Here is a 17,305-nt window from a genome sequence, read left to right as displayed (position 1 = left end):
TAAATAAACACAAAATAAACACTTATTAGGATAAAAGTTATGCTATTATATTAGTAAAATAAAAATATAAGGTATAATTTAAGTTAGTATATTTATAAAATACAAAATTTATAAAACAAAGGCATGGAATTATTCCATGCCTTTGTTTTGTATAATGGCTTTATATAGGGGGGCATGAAAAGTATGATTTTATATTTTTTTATTACAATTTTAGTAGGAATTATAGGGGCATTTATAGCAAAAAAATTAAAAATACCAGCAGGTGCTATGGTTGGATCTATGATATTAGTTGGTATATTTAATGTTTTAACAGGGGTAGCATATGTAGAAAATTCAACTCGATTTTTTGTGCAAGTTATAGCTGGAGCATTTATAGGTATAGACATGGATAAAGAAAATTAATAGAAATAAAAAATTAATAAAGCCAGCGATAGTAATGGTAATCGGGCTTTTAATACTTAATATATTAGTAGGTTTATTTATTTATAAAACTACATCGCTAGATTTATTATCATCTTTATTTGCTGCAGTGCCAGGTGGTATGGCAGATATGTCTATAATAAGTTCAGAAATGGGAGCAGATACTTCAATGGTGGCAGTGTTCCAATTAGCAAGGCTTATATCAGTTATAAGTATATTTCCGACACTTATAAAGCAAGTTCAAAAAAGAATGGTTTATAATAATAGTGACCAAAGTGATATTGCTTCTACTATAGAATTAAATATAGATAAAAAGAATTGTAATTATAGTAGTAAAAATAAAGAGATTATACTTACTTTAATGATTGCAATTATATTTGGAGTTATAGGAAAGATAACGAAAATACCAGCAGGAACTATGATATTTTCATTAATAGGAGTGGCAGGATTAAAAATTTATAGCAATAAAGGATATATATATCCAATAATAAAGCAAGGAGCGCAGGTAGTAGCTGGAGCATTTATAGGTAGTAGTATAACTATAGAGGTTGTATATAGCTTACAATCATTTATAATTCCTATAATTTCTATGATAATAGCTTATACTATTATATGTGGACTTATTGGATTTATAATAAGTAAATGGTTTGATATAGATATTATAACAGCAATGTTTTGTTGTACACCAGCAGGAGCATCAGATATGGCATTAATTGCGAGTGAGCTTGGAGCTAATGGAGCAGATATAGCTTTACTTCAAGTAACCAGACTTGTAAGTGTAATAGTAATATTTCCAAGTGTAATTAGAGTTATAGTAAGCTTACAATAAAAAATATAAGGAGCGTTTTATGTGGATATAGATTTTTTTAGAAAAGATGGAATAAGTGTAGCAAAAGGGATATTAGGAAAATATTTAATAAGAGAGTATGATAATAAAAAAATAGTAACAAAAATAGTAGAAACAGAAGGGTATATGGGAATAAATGATAAGGCTGCTCATGTATATAAAGATAAAAAAACAGATAGAACAAAACCTTTACATACTTAGATGGTGGACATATATATGTTTATTTAATTTATGGAATGTATTATTGTTTAAATTTATCTGCAAATATAGAAAATATACCAGAATGCGTTTTAATAAGAGCGGTAGAGCCTATAAATGGCATTGAAGATATATCTTATAATAGATTTGGTAAAAGCTATGAAAATTTAAGTAGTTATCAAAGAAAAAATATTACTAATGGCCCGGGAAAACTTTGCATGGCATTAAATATTAATAAAGAATTAAATTCTAAGAGCATTTTAGATGGTGAATTATATATAAGTGATTTTTATTATGATAAAGATAAAAAAATATATAGCGATAATGATTTTGAAATAGTAACTAGTAAACGTATAAACATAGATTATGCAGAGGAGGCCAAGGACTATTTATGGAGATTCTATATAAAAGACAATAAATATGTTTCTGCGAATAAGGTGAATTAGACTATAATCGAAGTTAAGAATATTAATACATAAAGGAGAAAAGACATGAAAATAGGATTTATAGGTGCAGGTAATATGGCTAGTGCTATGATAGGTGGAATAATTAAATCAAATCTTGTAAGTTCAGAAGATATTATAGCATCTGCAAAAAGTGAAGAAACTCTAGATAGAATAAGTAAAGAATTTAATATAAATGTAACTAAGGATTCAAGAGAAGTCACTAAAAAATCAGATATAATAATAGTTGCTGTAAAGCCAAATATATATGACCTAGTATTAAATCAAATAAATGATTTAATAGATGATAGTAAGATAATAGTAACTATAGCAGCAGGAAAAAGTATAAAAAGCATAGAAAGTATAATAGGAAGTGACAAAAAGATAGTAATGACTATGCCAAATACTCCAGCATTAGTAAATGAAGGTATGAGTGCCATATGTCCAAATAAAAATATAAATGAAAAAGACTTAAAAAAAGTAAAAGACATATTTAATTCTTTTGGAAAAAGTGAAGTTGTTGAAGAATACTTAATAGATGCTGTAATAGGTGCTAGTGGGTCTTCTCCTGCATATGTATTTATGTTTATAGAAGCTATGGCTGATGCATGCGTAATAAATGGTATGCCAAGAGATAAAGCATATAAGTTTTGTGCTCAAGGTGTTTTAGGTGCAGCTAAGATGGTTTTAGAAACTAATATGCATCCAGGTCAGCTAAAAGATATGGTTTGTTCTCCAGGAGGAACAACAATAGAGGCAGTAAGAGTATTAGAAGAAGAAGGAATGAGATCATCTGTAATAAAAGCGATAGGTGCATGTGTTGATAAATCTAAGAGAATGAAATAAAAATGCATCATCTAAAATACAGATGAATATATTAAGCAAATAGAGTATATTTGTGCTACAATTTAAAATATACATAATAAAGATATAGCATTCAAAAGGGTATGGCAAATTTAAATGATAAGAATTTGTCATACTCTTTTTTAATTTTAAATTAGGATTTATAGTAAAAAGGATGTTGGGAGGAGTTTAAATGGAGAAAAAAGTTTTAACGGTTTGCCCATACTGTGGAGCAGGATGTCAACTTTACTTAGTAGTAAAAGATGACAAAATAATTAAAGCAGAACCTGCTAATGGCAGAACTAATGAAGAAAACTTATGCTTAAAAGGTTACTATGGATGGGACTTTTTAAATGATCCACAAATATTAACATCAAGAATTAAAAAGCCAATGATAAGAAAGCATGGAATTTTAGAGAAGGTAGAATGGGATGAAGCTATAAGTTATACTGCAAATAAATTAAATGAAATAAAAGAAAAGTATGGGCCAGATTCTATTATGGGAACTGGATCTGCGAGAGGGCCAGGAAATGAAGCTAATTATATAATGCAAAAATTTATGAGAGCTACAATAGGTACTAACAATATAGACCACTGTGCTCGTGTCTGACATGCACCATCAGTAGCCGGTCTGGCTTACTCATTAGGTAATGGCGCAATGTCTAATTCTATACCAGAAATAGAAAACTCAGATGTACTTTTCATATTTGGATACAATGGAGCAGATTCACATCCAATAGTAGCAAGAAGAATAGTTAGAGCAAAAGAAAAAGGAGCAAAAATAATAGTAACAGATCCAAGGGTGACTGAATCAGCAAGAATTGCTGATATGCATTTACCTATAAAAGGTGGAACTAATATGATTTTAGTAAATGCTTTTGGAAATGTACTAATAGAAGAAGAACTTTATGACAAAGAATTTATCAAAAAACATACCCAAGGATTTGAAGAATATAAAGAAATCGTTAAAATATACACACCAGAATATGCTGAAAAATTCACAGGAGTTAAAGCTGATTTAATAAGAAGAGCAATGAGGGAATACGCAAAAGGTAAAAATGCAATGATACTTTATGGAATGGGAGTTACTCAATTTTCACAGGCAGTAGATGTTGTGAAAGGATTAGCATCACTTGCGCTTTTAACTGGAAATTTTGGAAGAGAAAGCGTTGGAATAGGACCAGTTCGTGGGCAAAATAATGTCCAAGGAACTTGTGATATGGGAGTACTTCCTAATGTATACCCAGGATATCAAGATGTATCAGATGAAAAAGTAAGAGAAAAATTTGAAGAAGCATGGGGTGTAAATCTATCACCTAACAATGGATATAGTTTAACTCAAGTACCAGATGTAGTTTTAAAAGAAAACAAGCTAAAAGCATATTATATATTTGGAGAAGACCCAGTACAAAGTGACCCAGATGCAAATGAAGTGAGAGAAACTTTAGATGAATTAGAATTTGTTATTGTCCAAGATATATTTATGAATAAAACAGCACTTCATGCAGATGTAGTATTGCCATCTACTTCATGGGGGGAACATGATGGAGTTTATACTTGTGCAGATAGAGGGTTCCAATTAATGAGAAAAGCAGTAGAGCCAAAAGGTGATGTAAAAACCGATTGGCAGATAATTTGTGAAATTTCAACAGCCATGGGATATAAAATGGAATATAACAACACTAAAGAAATATGGGATGAAATGAGAAGTTTATGTCCAAGTTTCTACGGTGCTACATATGAGAAAATGGAGAAATTAGGATCTGTCCAATGGCCATGTGAAAGTGAGGGCATGAATGATATAGGAACTAAGTATTTATATGAAGGTGAAAAATTTTCAACTCCAAATGGTAAAGGTAATTTATTTGCTACAGAGTGGAGGCCTCCATTTGAGATGGAAGATGAGGAATATCCTTTTAGTTTATGCACTGTAAGAGAGGTTGGACATTATTCAGTTAGAACTATGACAGGAAATTGTAGAGCATTAAGAAGTCTTGAAGATGAACCAGGTTACCTTCAAATAAGTATTGAAGATGCAAAAGACTTAGATATAAATGAAAATGAATTAATAAGAGTAAGTTCAAGAAGAGGTAGTGTAATAACTAGAGCATTAGTAACTGATAGAGTTAAAAAGGGTGCTACCTATATGACCTATCAATGGTGGATAGGAGCTTGTAATGAACTTACTATTGCTAAGTTAGATCCTATTTCTAAAACACCAGAATACAAATACTGTGCTGTTAAAGTTGAAAAAATTGAAAATCAACAATGGGCAGAAAATTATATAAAAGATGAGTATAAAAAAATAAGAGAAAGTATGATGATTAAGAAGGATAAAATATGATAGATTCAACCTTAAAAGTACCAATAGTAAAGTTTGAAGATTCTAAAATGAATAATTTGGATGAAGATATTATTGTTGAATATCCACTAAAGGTTATTTTAAATGATGTGGATATAGGTACCTTGTTATGTACCCCATACAATCTTTATGAACTTATTGTTGGTTTTATTAAAAATAAAGGATATATAGAAAAATTTAAAGATATAGATGCTTTAAAAATAGATAAAGAAAGTAGAGTTGCTATAGTAAATACCCATGATAAAAGAATAAAAACTGAAAAATTAGGTATTTCAAAATCAGATATTAATATAAATATAGAAAAAATATATAAGATTATGGAGAGAAATTTAACTTACTCAAGTTTATTTAAAGATACTGGAGGAGTTCATAGTGTATCCATATTTGATGATAATAAAGAACTTATAATATGTGAAGATGTTGCAAGACATAATGCAATGGATAAGGCTATAGGATATTGTATTATTAATGATATATCTTTAGAAGATAAAATAGTTGTAGTAAGTGGTAGAATTTCTCAGGAAATGATGTTAAAAGCTGTTAATAACAATATACCTATAGTTGTATCTAAATCAGCTCCGACTAATTTATCAATAGAACTTGCAAAAAAACTAAATATAACTCTTATTGGATTTGTAAGAGGAAGAAGAATGAATATTTATGCGAATGAACACAGAATTATAATTAAGTAAACTTAATTTAAGTTTAAAAGGTGGGGGAATATGGAAAAATGTATATCTTCATTTGTAGTAGCAGACTACAGTAAGTGTATAGGTTGTAGAGCTTGTGAGGTAGCTTGTTTTGCTTCTCATAATAAAAATAATAATATAGGATTTACAGTTGGAACTGTTGAAGTACCACTTATACCCAGATTGTATTTAGTAAAGGATAAACATTTATGTATGCCAATACAGTGTAGACACTGTGAAGATGCACCATGCCTAAATAGCTGTATAAATGGAGCGATTAAAAAAGAAAATAATATAATGTTTATAGATGAAAATTTATGTGTAGGGTGTAAAACCTGTCTATTGGCATGTCCAATAGGGGCAATAGACCTACAACCTCAATATCAAGAAGGAAAAAAAGTAGAGCAAATAAATTTAGAAGATGAAAAGAAAATAGCATATAAATGTGATTTATGTAAAGATAGCGAAAAAATAGCGTGTATAAATGCATGTCCTAATAAAGCTTTAAAGTTAATTGATCCGATAGATGATAAAAAACGCAAAAATAAAAAAGCAGCAATAAGCTTACTAATGGCTAAAAACTAAAGTATATGGGGGATTTTATGATAGTTAATATAGATGAAGAGGTATGTACAGGATGCAAACAATGCTCTAAAGTATGTCCGGTAGATGCGATTTATGGAGAAGAAGGATTACCTCAAAAAATAGATATCAATAAATGTGTCATATGTGGCCAGTGTATTCAAATTTGTAAATCATATGCTTCTATAATAGATGAAGGTTATGAGTTTGTAGATAATAAACGAAAAGAAAGAAAACTTCCTGATAGTGTAAAAGAACCATTATTTGCAGCATTTAACACTTGTGATATAGAAAAAGTCAAAGAAGCATTAAAAGACCCAGAAACTTTTACAGTAGTTCAATGTGCACCAGCGGTAAGGGTAGCTTTGGGTGAAGATTTTGGTTATGATTTAGGAGTTTTAACACCAGGAAAAATGGCAGCAGCTCTTAGAAAATTAAACTTTGATAGAATTTATGACACAAATTTTGCAGCAGATTTAACTATAATGGAGGAAGGTAGTGAACTTATAAAAAGAGTAAGTGAAAATAAAAACTTACCTATGTTTACTTCTTGCTGCCCTGCTTGGGTTAAATTTATGGAAGATAATTATCCCCACTTAACTAATCACTTGTCTTCATGTAAATCACCACAGCAAATGGGAGGAGCTATATTTAAAAGCTATGGTGCAAAACTTAATAAAATAGAACCATCAAAAATATATAGTGTATCTATAATGCCATGTACTTGTAAAAAGTATGAGTGTGATAGAGAAGAAATGAATTCAAGTGGATATAAAGATGTAGATGTTGTTTTAACAACGAGAGAATTAGCCTATTTAATAAAGGAAATGGATATAGATTTTAAAAATATTATAGAAGATAAGTTTGATGATATATTAGGAGACTATACTGGAGCTGCTACAATATTTGGAGTGACTGGTGGAGTGATGGAAGCTGCTATTAGAACTGGATATGAACTAATAACTAAAGAAAGTATACCTAAAATAGATATTTTAGAGGTAAGAGGAGAGAGCGGAATTAGAAAGTCAACTATAAAAGTTGGAGATTTAAATTTAAAAGTTGGAGTTATTAGCGGACTTAAGAATGTAGTATCAATTTTGAAAGATTTAGAAAATGGAAATTTAGATTTAGATTTTATAGAGGTTATGACTTGTCCTGCTGGGTGCGTAAGTGGAGGGGGACAACCAAAGTTATTGTTAGAAGAGCATAGAAATATTGCATATGCAAAGAGATCAAAATCAATTTACAACCATGATAGTAACTTAGAGGTTAGAAAATCTCATGAAAATCCAGCAATAAAACAAATATATAAAGATTACTTAGATGAACCATTAAGCGAAAAGTCTCATCAACTATTACACACAAAGTATTGTATAGGAAAGGAAGTGACTAATTAATGAACTCTTTTGTAATAGCAGATCCGGATAAATGCATAGGATGTAGAACTTGTATGATAGCTTGTGTAGTTGCTCATAGCAACGAAAATATTTTTGAAAAGAATATAGATGATATAAATTTTAATCCTAAATTAGAGGTTATAAAGACTAATAAAGTAAGCGCTCCTATACAATGTAGACATTGCGAGGATGCAGTTTGTGTAAATGCATGTCCAAATGGATGTATAGTTAAAGTTAAAGACTCGATAAAAATTTTAGAGGAAAAATGTATAGGATGCAAAACTTGCATGATAGCTTGTCCTATAGGTGCAATAGATTTATCAAATTTAAAAGAAATTGATGAAAATAAGTTATGTTTTAAAGAAAAAATAGTAGCTAATAAGTGTGACTTATGTGTTGAAAGTGAAGAAGGTCCTCAGTGTGTTAAAGTATGTCCAACGCAAGCTTTTAAAATCGTTAAAAAAGAAGATTTAGATATTTCTGTAAAAAATAAAAGAAGGTTAGCATCTAGTAGCATGTCTTTTTAATCATAACCAAAAATTAATATAAACGAAAAATATCGGATATTAAGTTAAATAACTTTATCCGATATTTTTTATGCTAAAGATTTTAACAAAAAGCAACGAAAGCTTAAGATAATGGTTAATAATTTGAAACTAATAGTTATAGATATTTATGTTATAATAATATCAAATGATTAATAGCTTTATTGGGAGGTAAAATGAGTAATTCAGAAAAAATAATAGAAATAAAAAACCTTAAAATGACTTATGGCGATAAAGAAGTCTTAAAAGGAATAAACTTAGAGATATATAAGGGGAATATAATAGGATATATCGGTTCAAATGGTGCAGGAAAAAGTACAACAATAAAAATACTTTTAGGTTTAGTAAAAGGATATAGTGGAGAAGTATCTATATTTGGACAAGATATTGAAAATGAAGATAAAAATTATAAAGGAAAAATAGGATATGTTCCAGAAATAGCAAAAGTATATGAGAGCTTAACGGCAAGAGAATATCTTACATTTACAGGGCAAATATATGGCCTTGATTATGAAGAATGTGATGAAAAGGCTTTGAAGCTTATGGAAGTTTTAGGTATAGAAGAAGCATATAATTCAAGGCTATCTTCTTTCTCAAAGGGAATGAAGCAAAAGGTTGTAATAATATCAGCTTTAATTCATAATCCAGATATATTATTTTTAGATGAGCCACTAAGTGGACTTGATGCAAATAGTGTTCTTCTTATAAAAGAAATACTGCAAAAGCTAAAAGAAGATGGCAAGACTATTTTTTATTCATCTCATATAATGGAAGTTGTTGAAAAGCTTAGTGATAGAATAATACTTTTAAATGAAGGTAATATAGTGGCTGACGGTAACTTTGAAGAAATAAAAAATTGTAATTTTGAAGGTTCTCTGGAAGAAATATTTAATAATCTTACAGGATTTGATGAACATAGTGAACTTGCACATAAATTTGTAGATATTTTAAAAGGAGAATAGATATGAAGGAATTTTTTATATTAAAAATCTTAGATTTATTCAAAGGTATCTACCAAAAATCTGGAGTAAACTATAAGATAATGAGATTAATTGTCCAATCTAAATTAGTAATGGATGGAAGACGTGGGCAAAATGTAGCAGGATTTAATGAAGATACAACTAAAGATAAAAACTATTTTTTACTGCATTAATAGTTTATGCAATAATAGGATTATTTTCAGCACCCATAATTATTATGGATATAAATCCTATTATAAAAATGAGTTTATATTTTAGTTTCTTTATGATAATGATTTTAAGCGTTTTTATATCAGATTTTTCAAGCGTTATATTAGATATAAATGATAAAGATATAATAGCCACTAAAGGGGTAGATCCAAAAACGTTAAATGCAGCAAAAATTACGCATATATTTATATACATATCTCTTTTAAGCTTAGCAATAGGTGGAGGTGGACTTATTGCATCGTTTAGATATGGTATAATGTATTTTGTATTACTTTTAGTTAGCATATTATTTATAGATATATTGATGATTATAATAACTGCAAGTATGTATTTTGTTATATTAAAGTTATATAGTGGGGAAAAGCTAAAAGATATGATAAATGCATTCCAAATAGGATTTTTGCTTATATTTGTAGTAGGATATCAATTTGTAATTAGAGCTTTTAGTTTTGTAGATATGAAGTTTGTATATGTTCCTAAAATTTGGAATATACTACTTCCTCCAATGTGGTTTGGAGCTAACTTTAATATATTTTTAGGAAATGAACCAAATAATATAATAAGAGTACTAAGTGTACTATCATTAATAGTACCGATAGTATCAATATTTATATATATAAAGCTTATACCAACATTTGAATATAATCTTCAAAAATTAAGTGATAATACTTATAAGAGCATAAAAAATAAAGAGAGCGTGTCTTACAAAGCAAGTAAAATTATTTGTAAAGATAAAGAAGAAAGAACATTTTTCAATTTCGTATATAATGTATTAGATAAAGATAGAGACTTTAAAACTAAAGTGTACCCATCGTTAGCCCTAGCTACTTTCATGCCATTTATAATGATGATGTCTTCATATGATTCAAGTGGGATAATAAATTATATAAATAGTTTAAGCAATGAGAAATATTACCTAATGGGTTATATGTTTGTTTTAATGAGTCAAACTATAGTTACTACTCTTAAGTTCTCAAGTCAGTATGAAGCATCTTGGATTTATGATGTACTTCCTATAAAAGATGAGAAAAATTTATATTCAGGTATGTTTAAAGCTAGTATATATAAGTTAATACTTCCTGTCTTTATAGCATTAAGTATAGGATTTTTATTAATATTTAAAGCTAAAGTTATAATTCATTTAGCTGTTATGTTTGAAGCTATAATAGTTACTTCTATGGTTACATTTAAACTTAATAAAAAAGAGCTTCCTTTTTCATCAGAGTATAAAAATACTAACTCAGGTGAAAATATTTTAACTATGATAAAGTCAATGTTTGTTGTAGGGACTATAACTATAATACATTTTATAGCTAGTAGTAGTTTATTATATACAGGAATTTATTTTATAGTATTATTACTATTTATTAAATTAAGCTGGAATAAAATATTTAAAGCATAGAGAAATATAACAAGTTAAAGATTTAAAAATGATTTTTAATTACTAGCAATACTATTTAAAGGGGAAATAAAATGATATGTTTTTATACAATTCTAGCATATATAGGTATGGTATTAACTTTTACAAACATATATAAATTAAAAGTTAATAAATTTTTAATAATAATATATTCTTTTATTATATATATATTGTTATTAAGCGCTTATAAATATTTAAAAATATCACCTTTGTACGTTGGAAATGTTATTATGTCATTTATTATATATAAAGCTACAAAGAAGATATCACTTACTATTATAGTTCCGCTTAGTACAACTTTACTAAGTATGGTTGTTAATATTGTTTGTTACAATATACATTTTGATATGTTTAATATAAGCATATATAAAGATCGTAATATATTAAATATAGGAATATACTATATAATTATTTATCTGTTACTATTTTTATTGGCTAGATATATAAATAAATCAGTAATGAGAAATATAGAAAAGTTCAATGTCAAAATTCAAACAATGATTATACTAACGTCTATATTAGTACTTCTAATATACTTAGAGACTATGAGACAAATAAAGTTACTTAGAATAGAAGATATAAGTCAACCTTCAGGAAGAATACTATTGATTTTATATTTTATAACATTTATAGCATTTATACTTTTAGTAAGTATGATAAACAATGAAAATAGATTGAACGAAATAAATAAATATAATAAGAAGTTAGAAGTTATGACCAACGAAATGAAAAAATTTAGACATGACTATAAAAATATTTTATTGTCTATGAACGGGTATATGCAAGAAAATGATATGGAAGGTTTAAAAAAGTTTTTCAATTCTAATATAGAGCCTTTAAGCGAAAATTTAGATTCATATAATTTTAATATTACATCAATATCAAATATAAAGAATATAGAACTTAAGGGATTAATTTTATCTAAATTAATAAAGGCTGAAGACTTAGGAATAAATATAAATATAACCATATATGAGAATATAAAAAATATTAATATGAATGTTGTAGATTTATGTAGGGTCATAGGCATTATATTAGATAACTGTATAGAAGCAAGTCTAGAATGTAAAGAACCTAGTATAGATATATGCATAGATACAAATTCGAGTTGTACATCTTTTTTAATTTCAAATACATATATAAAGAAAATAGACAGTTTAGCCGAATTATTTAAAGGAGGCATTTCTACAAAAGGAAGAAATAGAGGTATAGGATTGAGTAATTTAAATGATATATTAGACAAATATGAAGATATTTGTTTTTCAATTAAGTTAGATGAAAATTTTATACAAAAACTAGAGATATATAGCTAGGGGAGAGAGATATTTGAATATATTTATATGTGAAGATAATAAAGAACAAAGAAAAAATTTAAAAAATACTATAGAAGAAATATTAATTAACAAAGGGATAAAAGGAAAAGTACAATTATCCACAAATTCAGCATATGAAATATTAGATTATATACGTAAAAATAAATCTAATGGGGTTTATTTTTTAGATATAGAAATAGGTCAAGATATAAATGGTATTGAATTAGCTAGAAGAATAAATGATATAGATAAAAATGCCATTATAGTAATGGTTACATCTCATCCAGAAATGAGTCAGCTTACATTTAAATATCACATACGGGCTGTAGATTATATAGTTAAAGATAGTATAGAAGGGATTTATAAAAAAGTAGATGAATGTTTGACTTTTATAGATGAAGAGTTTAGTAAAAATATTGAGAGTGAATACATAACAATAGAAAATAACCAATGTGTAGAGAGAATAAGGTATGATGATATTCTTTTCTTTGAGACTGCAAAAAAAGAACAATAGCCTTACATACATATGATAGTTATGTAGAATTTAAAGGAACTTTAAAAGATATAGAAGATAAATTAGATAAAAGATTTATCAAATGCCATAGATCTTTTATTGTAAATAAAGATAAAGTATCACGTATTGATAAAAAGCAAAGAATTTTATTTATGGAAGATGGAAGCAGATGTCTTATTTCGATGCTTTTAATAAATAAGATTATAGACAATATGGTAGATAGTAAAAATTCTGTATAAAATTTATAAAAAAAACAGCTAAATTAATTTAGCTGTTTTTATTTTATAAAATTGTATATTTATTTAAAGGAGCCAATATTGCACTTTGAAACGGCATTATCCATGCTACACCAGAGCCCATTTTTAATATAGGGTTAGCACCTAAAGATTTTCCTGTATCGAAAAATTAAAATTCCTTATCTTATAGTGAAGAGCTAAAATGAATGATGAGATAAAGAGTGTGAAAAATCATATATTTGGAATTAAACGTAAATTTAACTTCTATGAAGAAAGTAAAAAAGTTTCAATATTTTGTGATTATGATTCAGTTATGGGTATAAATAAATTATTAAAAGGACTAGGTATTGAAGTTGATATTAAATATAAGTTTATAGGACATAAGGAGAATAATACCATGGAAAAATTATTAAAAGATCAAAAAAGTTTGATGATAAGTTCAATAGATAAAGATAACAATCCAGCAATAAGTTATGCACCTTTTGTTATGATAGGTGAAAAAATATATGTATACTTAAGCAAAGCAGCTAACCACTATTATAACTTAAGAGATAATAAAAAGTGCTCAGTTATGATAATAGAAGATGAAAGTAAAGCTCAAACAATATTTGCGAGGGCTAGACTATCATTTGACTGTGAAGCCAAAATTTTAGAAGCAGTTAATGAATCTGTATTTAACAAATTTGATGAAGTACATGATCCTAAAATGATGGCAATGTTTAAAAAAATGGATTTTGACATGTTTGAATTTGATATAATGCACGGAAGACTTGTAAAAGGATTTGGTCAAGCTTTTGACATAAAATTTGTTGATGGGGAGATACAATCAAAGCAAGTAACTGGAATAGGACATAGAAATTAAAAATGTAAAGCTCTACTTGGGAAAGCAAGTAGGGCTTTGTCTTATTTTGTAACAAAATGTCTAAAAATGAATATAATATTAAAGAAATAAAAAGAGGAGTGGTAATATGCAAGATTTAAAATTAACTCCACCGTGGAATACGCTATGGAGAAAAATATATTATACTCTTTCAAATGATCAAGAATTATTAGTTGGAGAGTTAGAAAACATAGATAATGTAAATTATAAAATAGAAATAACTGCAAAAAAAATGACAACTGCTCTAGCTCTTAGACAAGTAATTAAGCCAGTCTTTGAACTAGGTAATATAAATGTTAAAATAGTTATAAAAAATCCTATGATAGGAGTTATACCTTATCCAGATGGCAAAACTGAATATACATTAGATGATGTAGAGTTACTAATGAATGCAGCCTTTAAAGATAATATATTATTTAAAGGAGTAGTAGTAGTTCCTCAAAGTGAAATACCTAAACCTCTATCAGGTAAAGTAGTTGTCTTATTTTCTAAATCTATAACTCAATTTTTTAATGATGATTTAAGTGATATATATGGAAATTTTAATGAAATAACTGTAAGGGTTATTGAAGATCTTATAATTTCATCTTATAAATCAAGTGATGATACTTTGATAGAAGTTGTGTTTAATACTTATGATAATAAATATATTAATCTAGAATAGTTATTTTATGTACTAAAAAGCTCCCTTGTTAATAATTAATAAGAGAGTTTTTTAGTATATAAAATATAGACTAATGTTTTAATATAAACTTTAAATGGGAACTAATAAAGTAAACGTAATTTCTAAGGAGATAAATTATGAAATCAAATAATCTTATTAATGAAAAAAGTCCTTATCTACTACAACATGCATATAATCCAGTTAATTGGTATCCTTGGAGCGACAAAGCTTTTGAAAGGGTAAAAGAAGAAGATAAGCCCATATTTTTAAGTATTGGATATTCAACTTGTCACTGGTGTCATGTTATGGAAAAGGAGTCATTTGAAGATGAAGAAGTAGCCGAAGTTTTAAATGATAACTTTATATCTATAAAAGTAGATAGAGAAGAAAGGCCTGATGTAGATAGTGTATATATGAAAGTATGTCAAGCTATAACAGGAAGTGGTGGATGGCCACTAACTATTATTATGACTCCTGATAAAAAGCCATTTTTTGCGGGAACATATTTTCCAAAATATCAGAGATATAATAAAATAGGAATTATAGATTTATTAGAGAAATTATCTCATAAATACAAAACTGATAAAAATTTAATAAATGAATCAACAGAAGAAATATTAAACTTTGTACAAAAAAGCTTTGAGCCTAAAAGTATAGAAGGAAATTTAGATAAATCTTTAGTAGACAGCGCTGTTAAAATATTTAAATTAGCTTATGATAGAGAATATGGTGGATTTGGTCAAGAACCAAAATTTCCTGCACCTCAAAATATACTACTATTTTTAAAATATTATAAGTTAGAAGGAGATAATCAAAGTTTAGCTATGGCTGAAAAAACTCTTGAATATATGTATAGAGGTGGATTATTTGATCATATAGGATATGGATTTTCTAGATATTCAACAGATAAAATGTGGTTAGTTCCTCATTTTGAGAAAATGCTTTATGATAATGCAATGCTTATAATTACTTATTTAGAGGCTTACAGTATAACTAAAAAAGAACTATATAAAAATATAGCTATAAAAACTATTGATTATGTAATAAGAGAATTAAGAGATAATGATGGAGGATTTTATTCTGCACAAGATGCTGATAGCGAAGGTGAAGAAGGTAAATTTTATGTATTTAACCCATTAGAGATAATAAAAGTATTGGGAGAGGAAGATGCTAAGTATTTCAATAGTTATTATGGAGTAACTGACAGTGGTAATTTTGAAGGGAAAAATATATTAAATCTTTTAAATAATGATAAATTTGATAAAGAAGACGAAAAAATAAATGAATTTAGAAAGAAAATATTTGATTACAGATTAAATAGAACTACCTTACACAAAGACGATAAAATACTTACTTCATGGAATGGGTTAATGGTAGTAGCTCTTTCTAATGCTTACAAATTATTAGGAGACAAAATCTATTTAAGTTATGCTAATGATTGTATTAAATTTATAAAAGAAAAACTTGTTAATAAAGAAGGTAGATTATTAGCTAGATACAGAGATAATCATGCAGGTTTTCTAGCATATTTAGATGATTATTCATTTTTAGTATGGGCTTATATTTCACTATATGAATCAACATTTGATATAAAATATTTAGAAGAAGCTATTAAACTAAATAAAGAAAGTATAAAACTTTTCTGGGATAATAAAAATGGAGGATTCTTCTTATATGGAAAAGATGCAGAAGAATTAATAAGCAGACCAAAAGACTTAGATGATGGAGCTAAACCATCAGGAAACTCAGTAGCTACTTATAATCTAATTAAATTAGCAAGTATTACAGGAGATGTTAATCTAGAAGAATTAGCGCAAAAACAACTAAAAATATATCTTCATAGCTTAAAATCTGAACCAACTGGATATAGTTTTTATCTAACTGCATTAATGTATAAAATATATCCTTCAAAAGAGATAGTATGTGTGGCTAAAAATAAAGAAGATGTAAAAGCTTTAAAAGATGTATTAAATGAAATTTATAATCCAAATACTATAGTGATAGTAAAAGATGAAAATTATAAAAAAGAATTGATACCATACTTATCGGACTATGGATTAAAAGATAATAAAACAACATATTATATTTGTCAAAATAATAGTTGTTCACAACCATTCAACGATATAGAAAAATTAAAAGAAAGTATAAATTAAATAAAAAGCTCTACTTGGCTATTAAGTAGAGCTTTTTATTTAATTATGATAGCATTGATTAAAAAGTGATATTATTATATTTATAGAATATACAATTGATTATAAATATCATAACTAAATTTATAAATAGAAGAAATTTGTTACTAAAAATATTAGAATTGGGAGGATTTATGTATATAGACTCACATACACATTTAGATTTTTTTGAAGATAATATAGAAATTGCAATAAATGAAATAAATAAAAATAAAATAATTACATTAGCTAATAGTATGGATATAGAAAGCTATTTAAAAAATAAAGAATACAGTAAAAAAAGTGAATATATAAAACCTTGTTTTGGAATACATCCTTGGAGAGCTTCAAAATTTAATGGGGATTTAAAAAAACTTATTCCTTATATAGAAGAAAGTGAATTAATAGGGGAAATAGGACTAGATTATGTATGGGTAGAAGATACATCAACTTATGAAAAACAAAGAGAAGTATTTAAGTTTATATTAGCAGAAAGTGTAAAGAGAAATAAAATAGTGAATTTACACACTAAAGGTGCCGAAATTGATATATATAATGAACTAAAAAAATATAATTACAAAAAAGTTATAATAC

20 protein-coding genes are annotated in these 17,305 nt (G+C 27.2%); all 20 read left to right on the top strand.

Annotated elements, in window-relative coordinates; all coding sequences use genetic code 11:
* Positions 1-183: 183 nt before the first annotated feature.
* On the top strand, positions 184-402 hold the full coding sequence (locus BN899_RS18670) for an AbrB family transcriptional regulator (RefSeq protein ID WP_052356797.1): 219 nt from the start codon (positions 184-186) through the stop codon (positions 400-402).
* Between the two features lie 34 nt (positions 403-436).
* Positions 437-1,249: an AbrB family transcriptional regulator gene (locus BN899_RS09990; RefSeq protein WP_052356796.1), complete on the top strand. Its 813-nt coding sequence runs from the start codon at positions 437-439 to the stop codon at positions 1,247-1,249.
* Between the two features lie 21 nt (positions 1,250-1,270).
* Positions 1,271-1,468 (top strand): DNA-3-methyladenine glycosylase, encoded by a 198-nt coding sequence (locus tag BN899_RS20535; protein WP_330362523.1) that lies wholly within the window; start codon positions 1,271-1,273, stop codon positions 1,466-1,468.
* A 35-nt stretch (positions 1,469-1,503) separates the two neighbouring features.
* Complete coding sequence (locus BN899_RS20530) at positions 1,504-1,911, top strand: DNA-3-methyladenine glycosylase (protein ID WP_330362522.1); 408 nt, start codon at positions 1,504-1,506, stop codon at positions 1,909-1,911.
* Between the two features lie 45 nt (positions 1,912-1,956).
* The gene (gene proC, locus BN899_RS09980) at positions 1,957-2,754 is read left to right on the top strand and encodes a pyrroline-5-carboxylate reductase (RefSeq protein ID WP_042275012.1); all 798 of its coding nucleotides are present in this window, start codon (positions 1,957-1,959) and stop codon (positions 2,752-2,754) included.
* 190 nt (positions 2,755-2,944) lie between these two features.
* Entirely contained in the window at positions 2,945-5,095 is a 2,151-nt protein-coding gene (fdhF, locus tag BN899_RS09970) for a formate dehydrogenase subunit alpha (RefSeq protein WP_081712232.1), read from the top strand.
* On the top strand, positions 5,092-5,805 hold the full coding sequence (gene fdhD / locus BN899_RS09965) for a formate dehydrogenase accessory sulfurtransferase FdhD (protein WP_052356795.1): 714 nt from the start codon (positions 5,092-5,094) through the stop codon (positions 5,803-5,805). Before fdhF ends, fdhD begins: the two co-directional genes overlap by 4 nt.
* A gap of 30 nt (positions 5,806-5,835) precedes the next feature.
* Positions 5,836-6,387 carry a 4Fe-4S dicluster domain-containing protein gene (locus BN899_RS09960; protein WP_042275009.1) on the top strand — a complete coding sequence of 184 codons (552 nt, stop codon included), beginning with the start codon at positions 5,836-5,838 and terminating at the stop codon, positions 6,385-6,387.
* A 17-nt stretch (positions 6,388-6,404) separates the two neighbouring features.
* On the top strand, positions 6,405-7,781 hold the full coding sequence (locus tag BN899_RS09955; RefSeq protein ID WP_042275008.1) for a [FeFe] hydrogenase, group A: 1,377 nt from the start codon (positions 6,405-6,407) through the stop codon (positions 7,779-7,781).
* A complete protein-coding gene (locus BN899_RS09950; RefSeq protein WP_042275007.1) occupies positions 7,781-8,308 on the top strand; it encodes a 4Fe-4S dicluster domain-containing protein in 528 nt (175 codons plus the stop codon). The genes BN899_RS09955 and BN899_RS09950 overlap by 1 nt, the downstream gene beginning before the upstream one ends.
* Positions 8,309-8,502: 194 nt before the next feature.
* Complete coding sequence (locus BN899_RS09945) at positions 8,503-9,288, top strand: ABC transporter ATP-binding protein (RefSeq protein ID WP_042275005.1); 786 nt, start codon at positions 8,503-8,505, stop codon at positions 9,286-9,288.
* A gap of 2 nt (positions 9,289-9,290) precedes the next feature.
* Entirely contained in the window at positions 9,291-9,479 is a 189-nt protein-coding gene (locus tag BN899_RS18665) for a hypothetical protein (RefSeq protein WP_052356794.1), read from the top strand.
* A gap of 68 nt (positions 9,480-9,547) precedes the next feature.
* The gene (locus BN899_RS09940; RefSeq protein ID WP_147568531.1) at positions 9,548-10,918 is read left to right on the top strand and encodes a hypothetical protein; all 1,371 of its coding nucleotides are present in this window, start codon (positions 9,548-9,550) and stop codon (positions 10,916-10,918) included.
* Positions 10,919-11,166: 248 nt separating this feature from the next.
* Complete coding sequence (locus tag BN899_RS09935) at positions 11,167-12,249, top strand: sensor histidine kinase (RefSeq protein ID WP_161628743.1); 1,083 nt, start codon at positions 11,167-11,169, stop codon at positions 12,247-12,249.
* Between the two features lie 13 nt (positions 12,250-12,262).
* Positions 12,263-12,763, top strand: a complete 501-nt coding sequence (locus tag BN899_RS18660) for a LytR/AlgR family response regulator transcription factor (protein WP_052356792.1) — start codon at positions 12,263-12,265, stop codon at positions 12,761-12,763.
* Positions 12,760-13,002, top strand: a complete 243-nt coding sequence (locus tag BN899_RS21000; RefSeq protein WP_081712230.1) for a LytTR family DNA-binding domain-containing protein — start codon at positions 12,760-12,762, stop codon at positions 13,000-13,002. The genes BN899_RS18660 and BN899_RS21000 overlap by 4 nt, the downstream gene beginning before the upstream one ends.
* Before the next feature lie 199 nt (positions 13,003-13,201).
* A complete protein-coding gene (locus tag BN899_RS09925) occupies positions 13,202-13,861 on the top strand; it encodes a HugZ family pyridoxamine 5'-phosphate oxidase (RefSeq protein ID WP_207636852.1) in 660 nt (219 codons plus the stop codon).
* 106 nt (positions 13,862-13,967) lie between these two features.
* Positions 13,968-14,543, top strand: a complete 576-nt coding sequence (locus BN899_RS09920) for a hypothetical protein (protein WP_052356791.1) — start codon at positions 13,968-13,970, stop codon at positions 14,541-14,543.
* A 137-nt stretch (positions 14,544-14,680) separates the two neighbouring features.
* A complete protein-coding gene (locus BN899_RS09915; RefSeq protein WP_042275003.1) occupies positions 14,681-16,696 on the top strand; it encodes a thioredoxin domain-containing protein in 2,016 nt (671 codons plus the stop codon).
* 170 nt (positions 16,697-16,866) lie between these two features.
* On the top strand, positions 16,867-17,305 hold a 439-nt coding region (locus BN899_RS09910; protein WP_042275002.1), incomplete at its 3' end, for a TatD family hydrolase.

The organism is Faecalimicrobium dakarense, assembly GCF_000499525.1.
GTDB lineage: Bacteria > Bacillota > Clostridia > Peptostreptococcales > Peptostreptococcaceae > Faecalimicrobium > Faecalimicrobium dakarense.
This window is presented reverse-complemented; position numbering and strand designations above follow the sequence as displayed.

Excerpts from the sequence above, each read along its gene's own strand:
- BN899_RS18670 (WP_052356797.1), top strand. The coding sequence starts at position 184 with ATGATTTTATATTTTTTTATTACAATTTTAGTAGGAATTATAGGGGCA.
- BN899_RS09990 (WP_052356796.1), top strand. The coding sequence starts at position 437 with ATGGTAATCGGGCTTTTAATACTTAATATATTAGTAGGTTTATTTATT.
- BN899_RS20530 (WP_330362522.1), top strand. The coding sequence starts at position 1,504 with ATGTATTATTGTTTAAATTTATCTGCAAATATAGAAAATATACCAGAA.
- proC (WP_042275012.1), top strand. The coding sequence starts at position 1,957 with ATGAAAATAGGATTTATAGGTGCAGGTAATATGGCTAGTGCTATGATA.
- fdhD (WP_052356795.1), top strand. The coding sequence starts at position 5,092 with ATGATAGATTCAACCTTAAAAGTACCAATAGTAAAGTTTGAAGATTCT.
- BN899_RS09960 (WP_042275009.1), top strand. The coding sequence starts at position 5,836 with ATGGAAAAATGTATATCTTCATTTGTAGTAGCAGACTACAGTAAGTGT.
- BN899_RS09955 (WP_042275008.1), top strand. The coding sequence starts at position 6,405 with ATGATAGTTAATATAGATGAAGAGGTATGTACAGGATGCAAACAATGC.
- BN899_RS09950 (WP_042275007.1), top strand. The coding sequence starts at position 7,781 with ATGAACTCTTTTGTAATAGCAGATCCGGATAAATGCATAGGATGTAGA.
- BN899_RS09945 (WP_042275005.1), top strand. The coding sequence starts at position 8,503 with ATGAGTAATTCAGAAAAAATAATAGAAATAAAAAACCTTAAAATGACT.
- BN899_RS18665 (WP_052356794.1), top strand. The coding sequence starts at position 9,291 with ATGAAGGAATTTTTTATATTAAAAATCTTAGATTTATTCAAAGGTATC.
- BN899_RS09940 (WP_147568531.1), top strand. The coding sequence starts at position 9,548 with ATGAGTTTATATTTTAGTTTCTTTATGATAATGATTTTAAGCGTTTTT.
- BN899_RS09935 (WP_161628743.1), top strand. The coding sequence starts at position 11,167 with ATGTCATTTATTATATATAAAGCTACAAAGAAGATATCACTTACTATT.
- BN899_RS09925 (WP_207636852.1), top strand. The coding sequence starts at position 13,202 with ATGAATGATGAGATAAAGAGTGTGAAAAATCATATATTTGGAATTAAA.
- BN899_RS09920 (WP_052356791.1), top strand. The coding sequence starts at position 13,968 with ATGCAAGATTTAAAATTAACTCCACCGTGGAATACGCTATGGAGAAAA.
- BN899_RS09915 (WP_042275003.1), top strand. The coding sequence starts at position 14,681 with ATGAAATCAAATAATCTTATTAATGAAAAAAGTCCTTATCTACTACAA.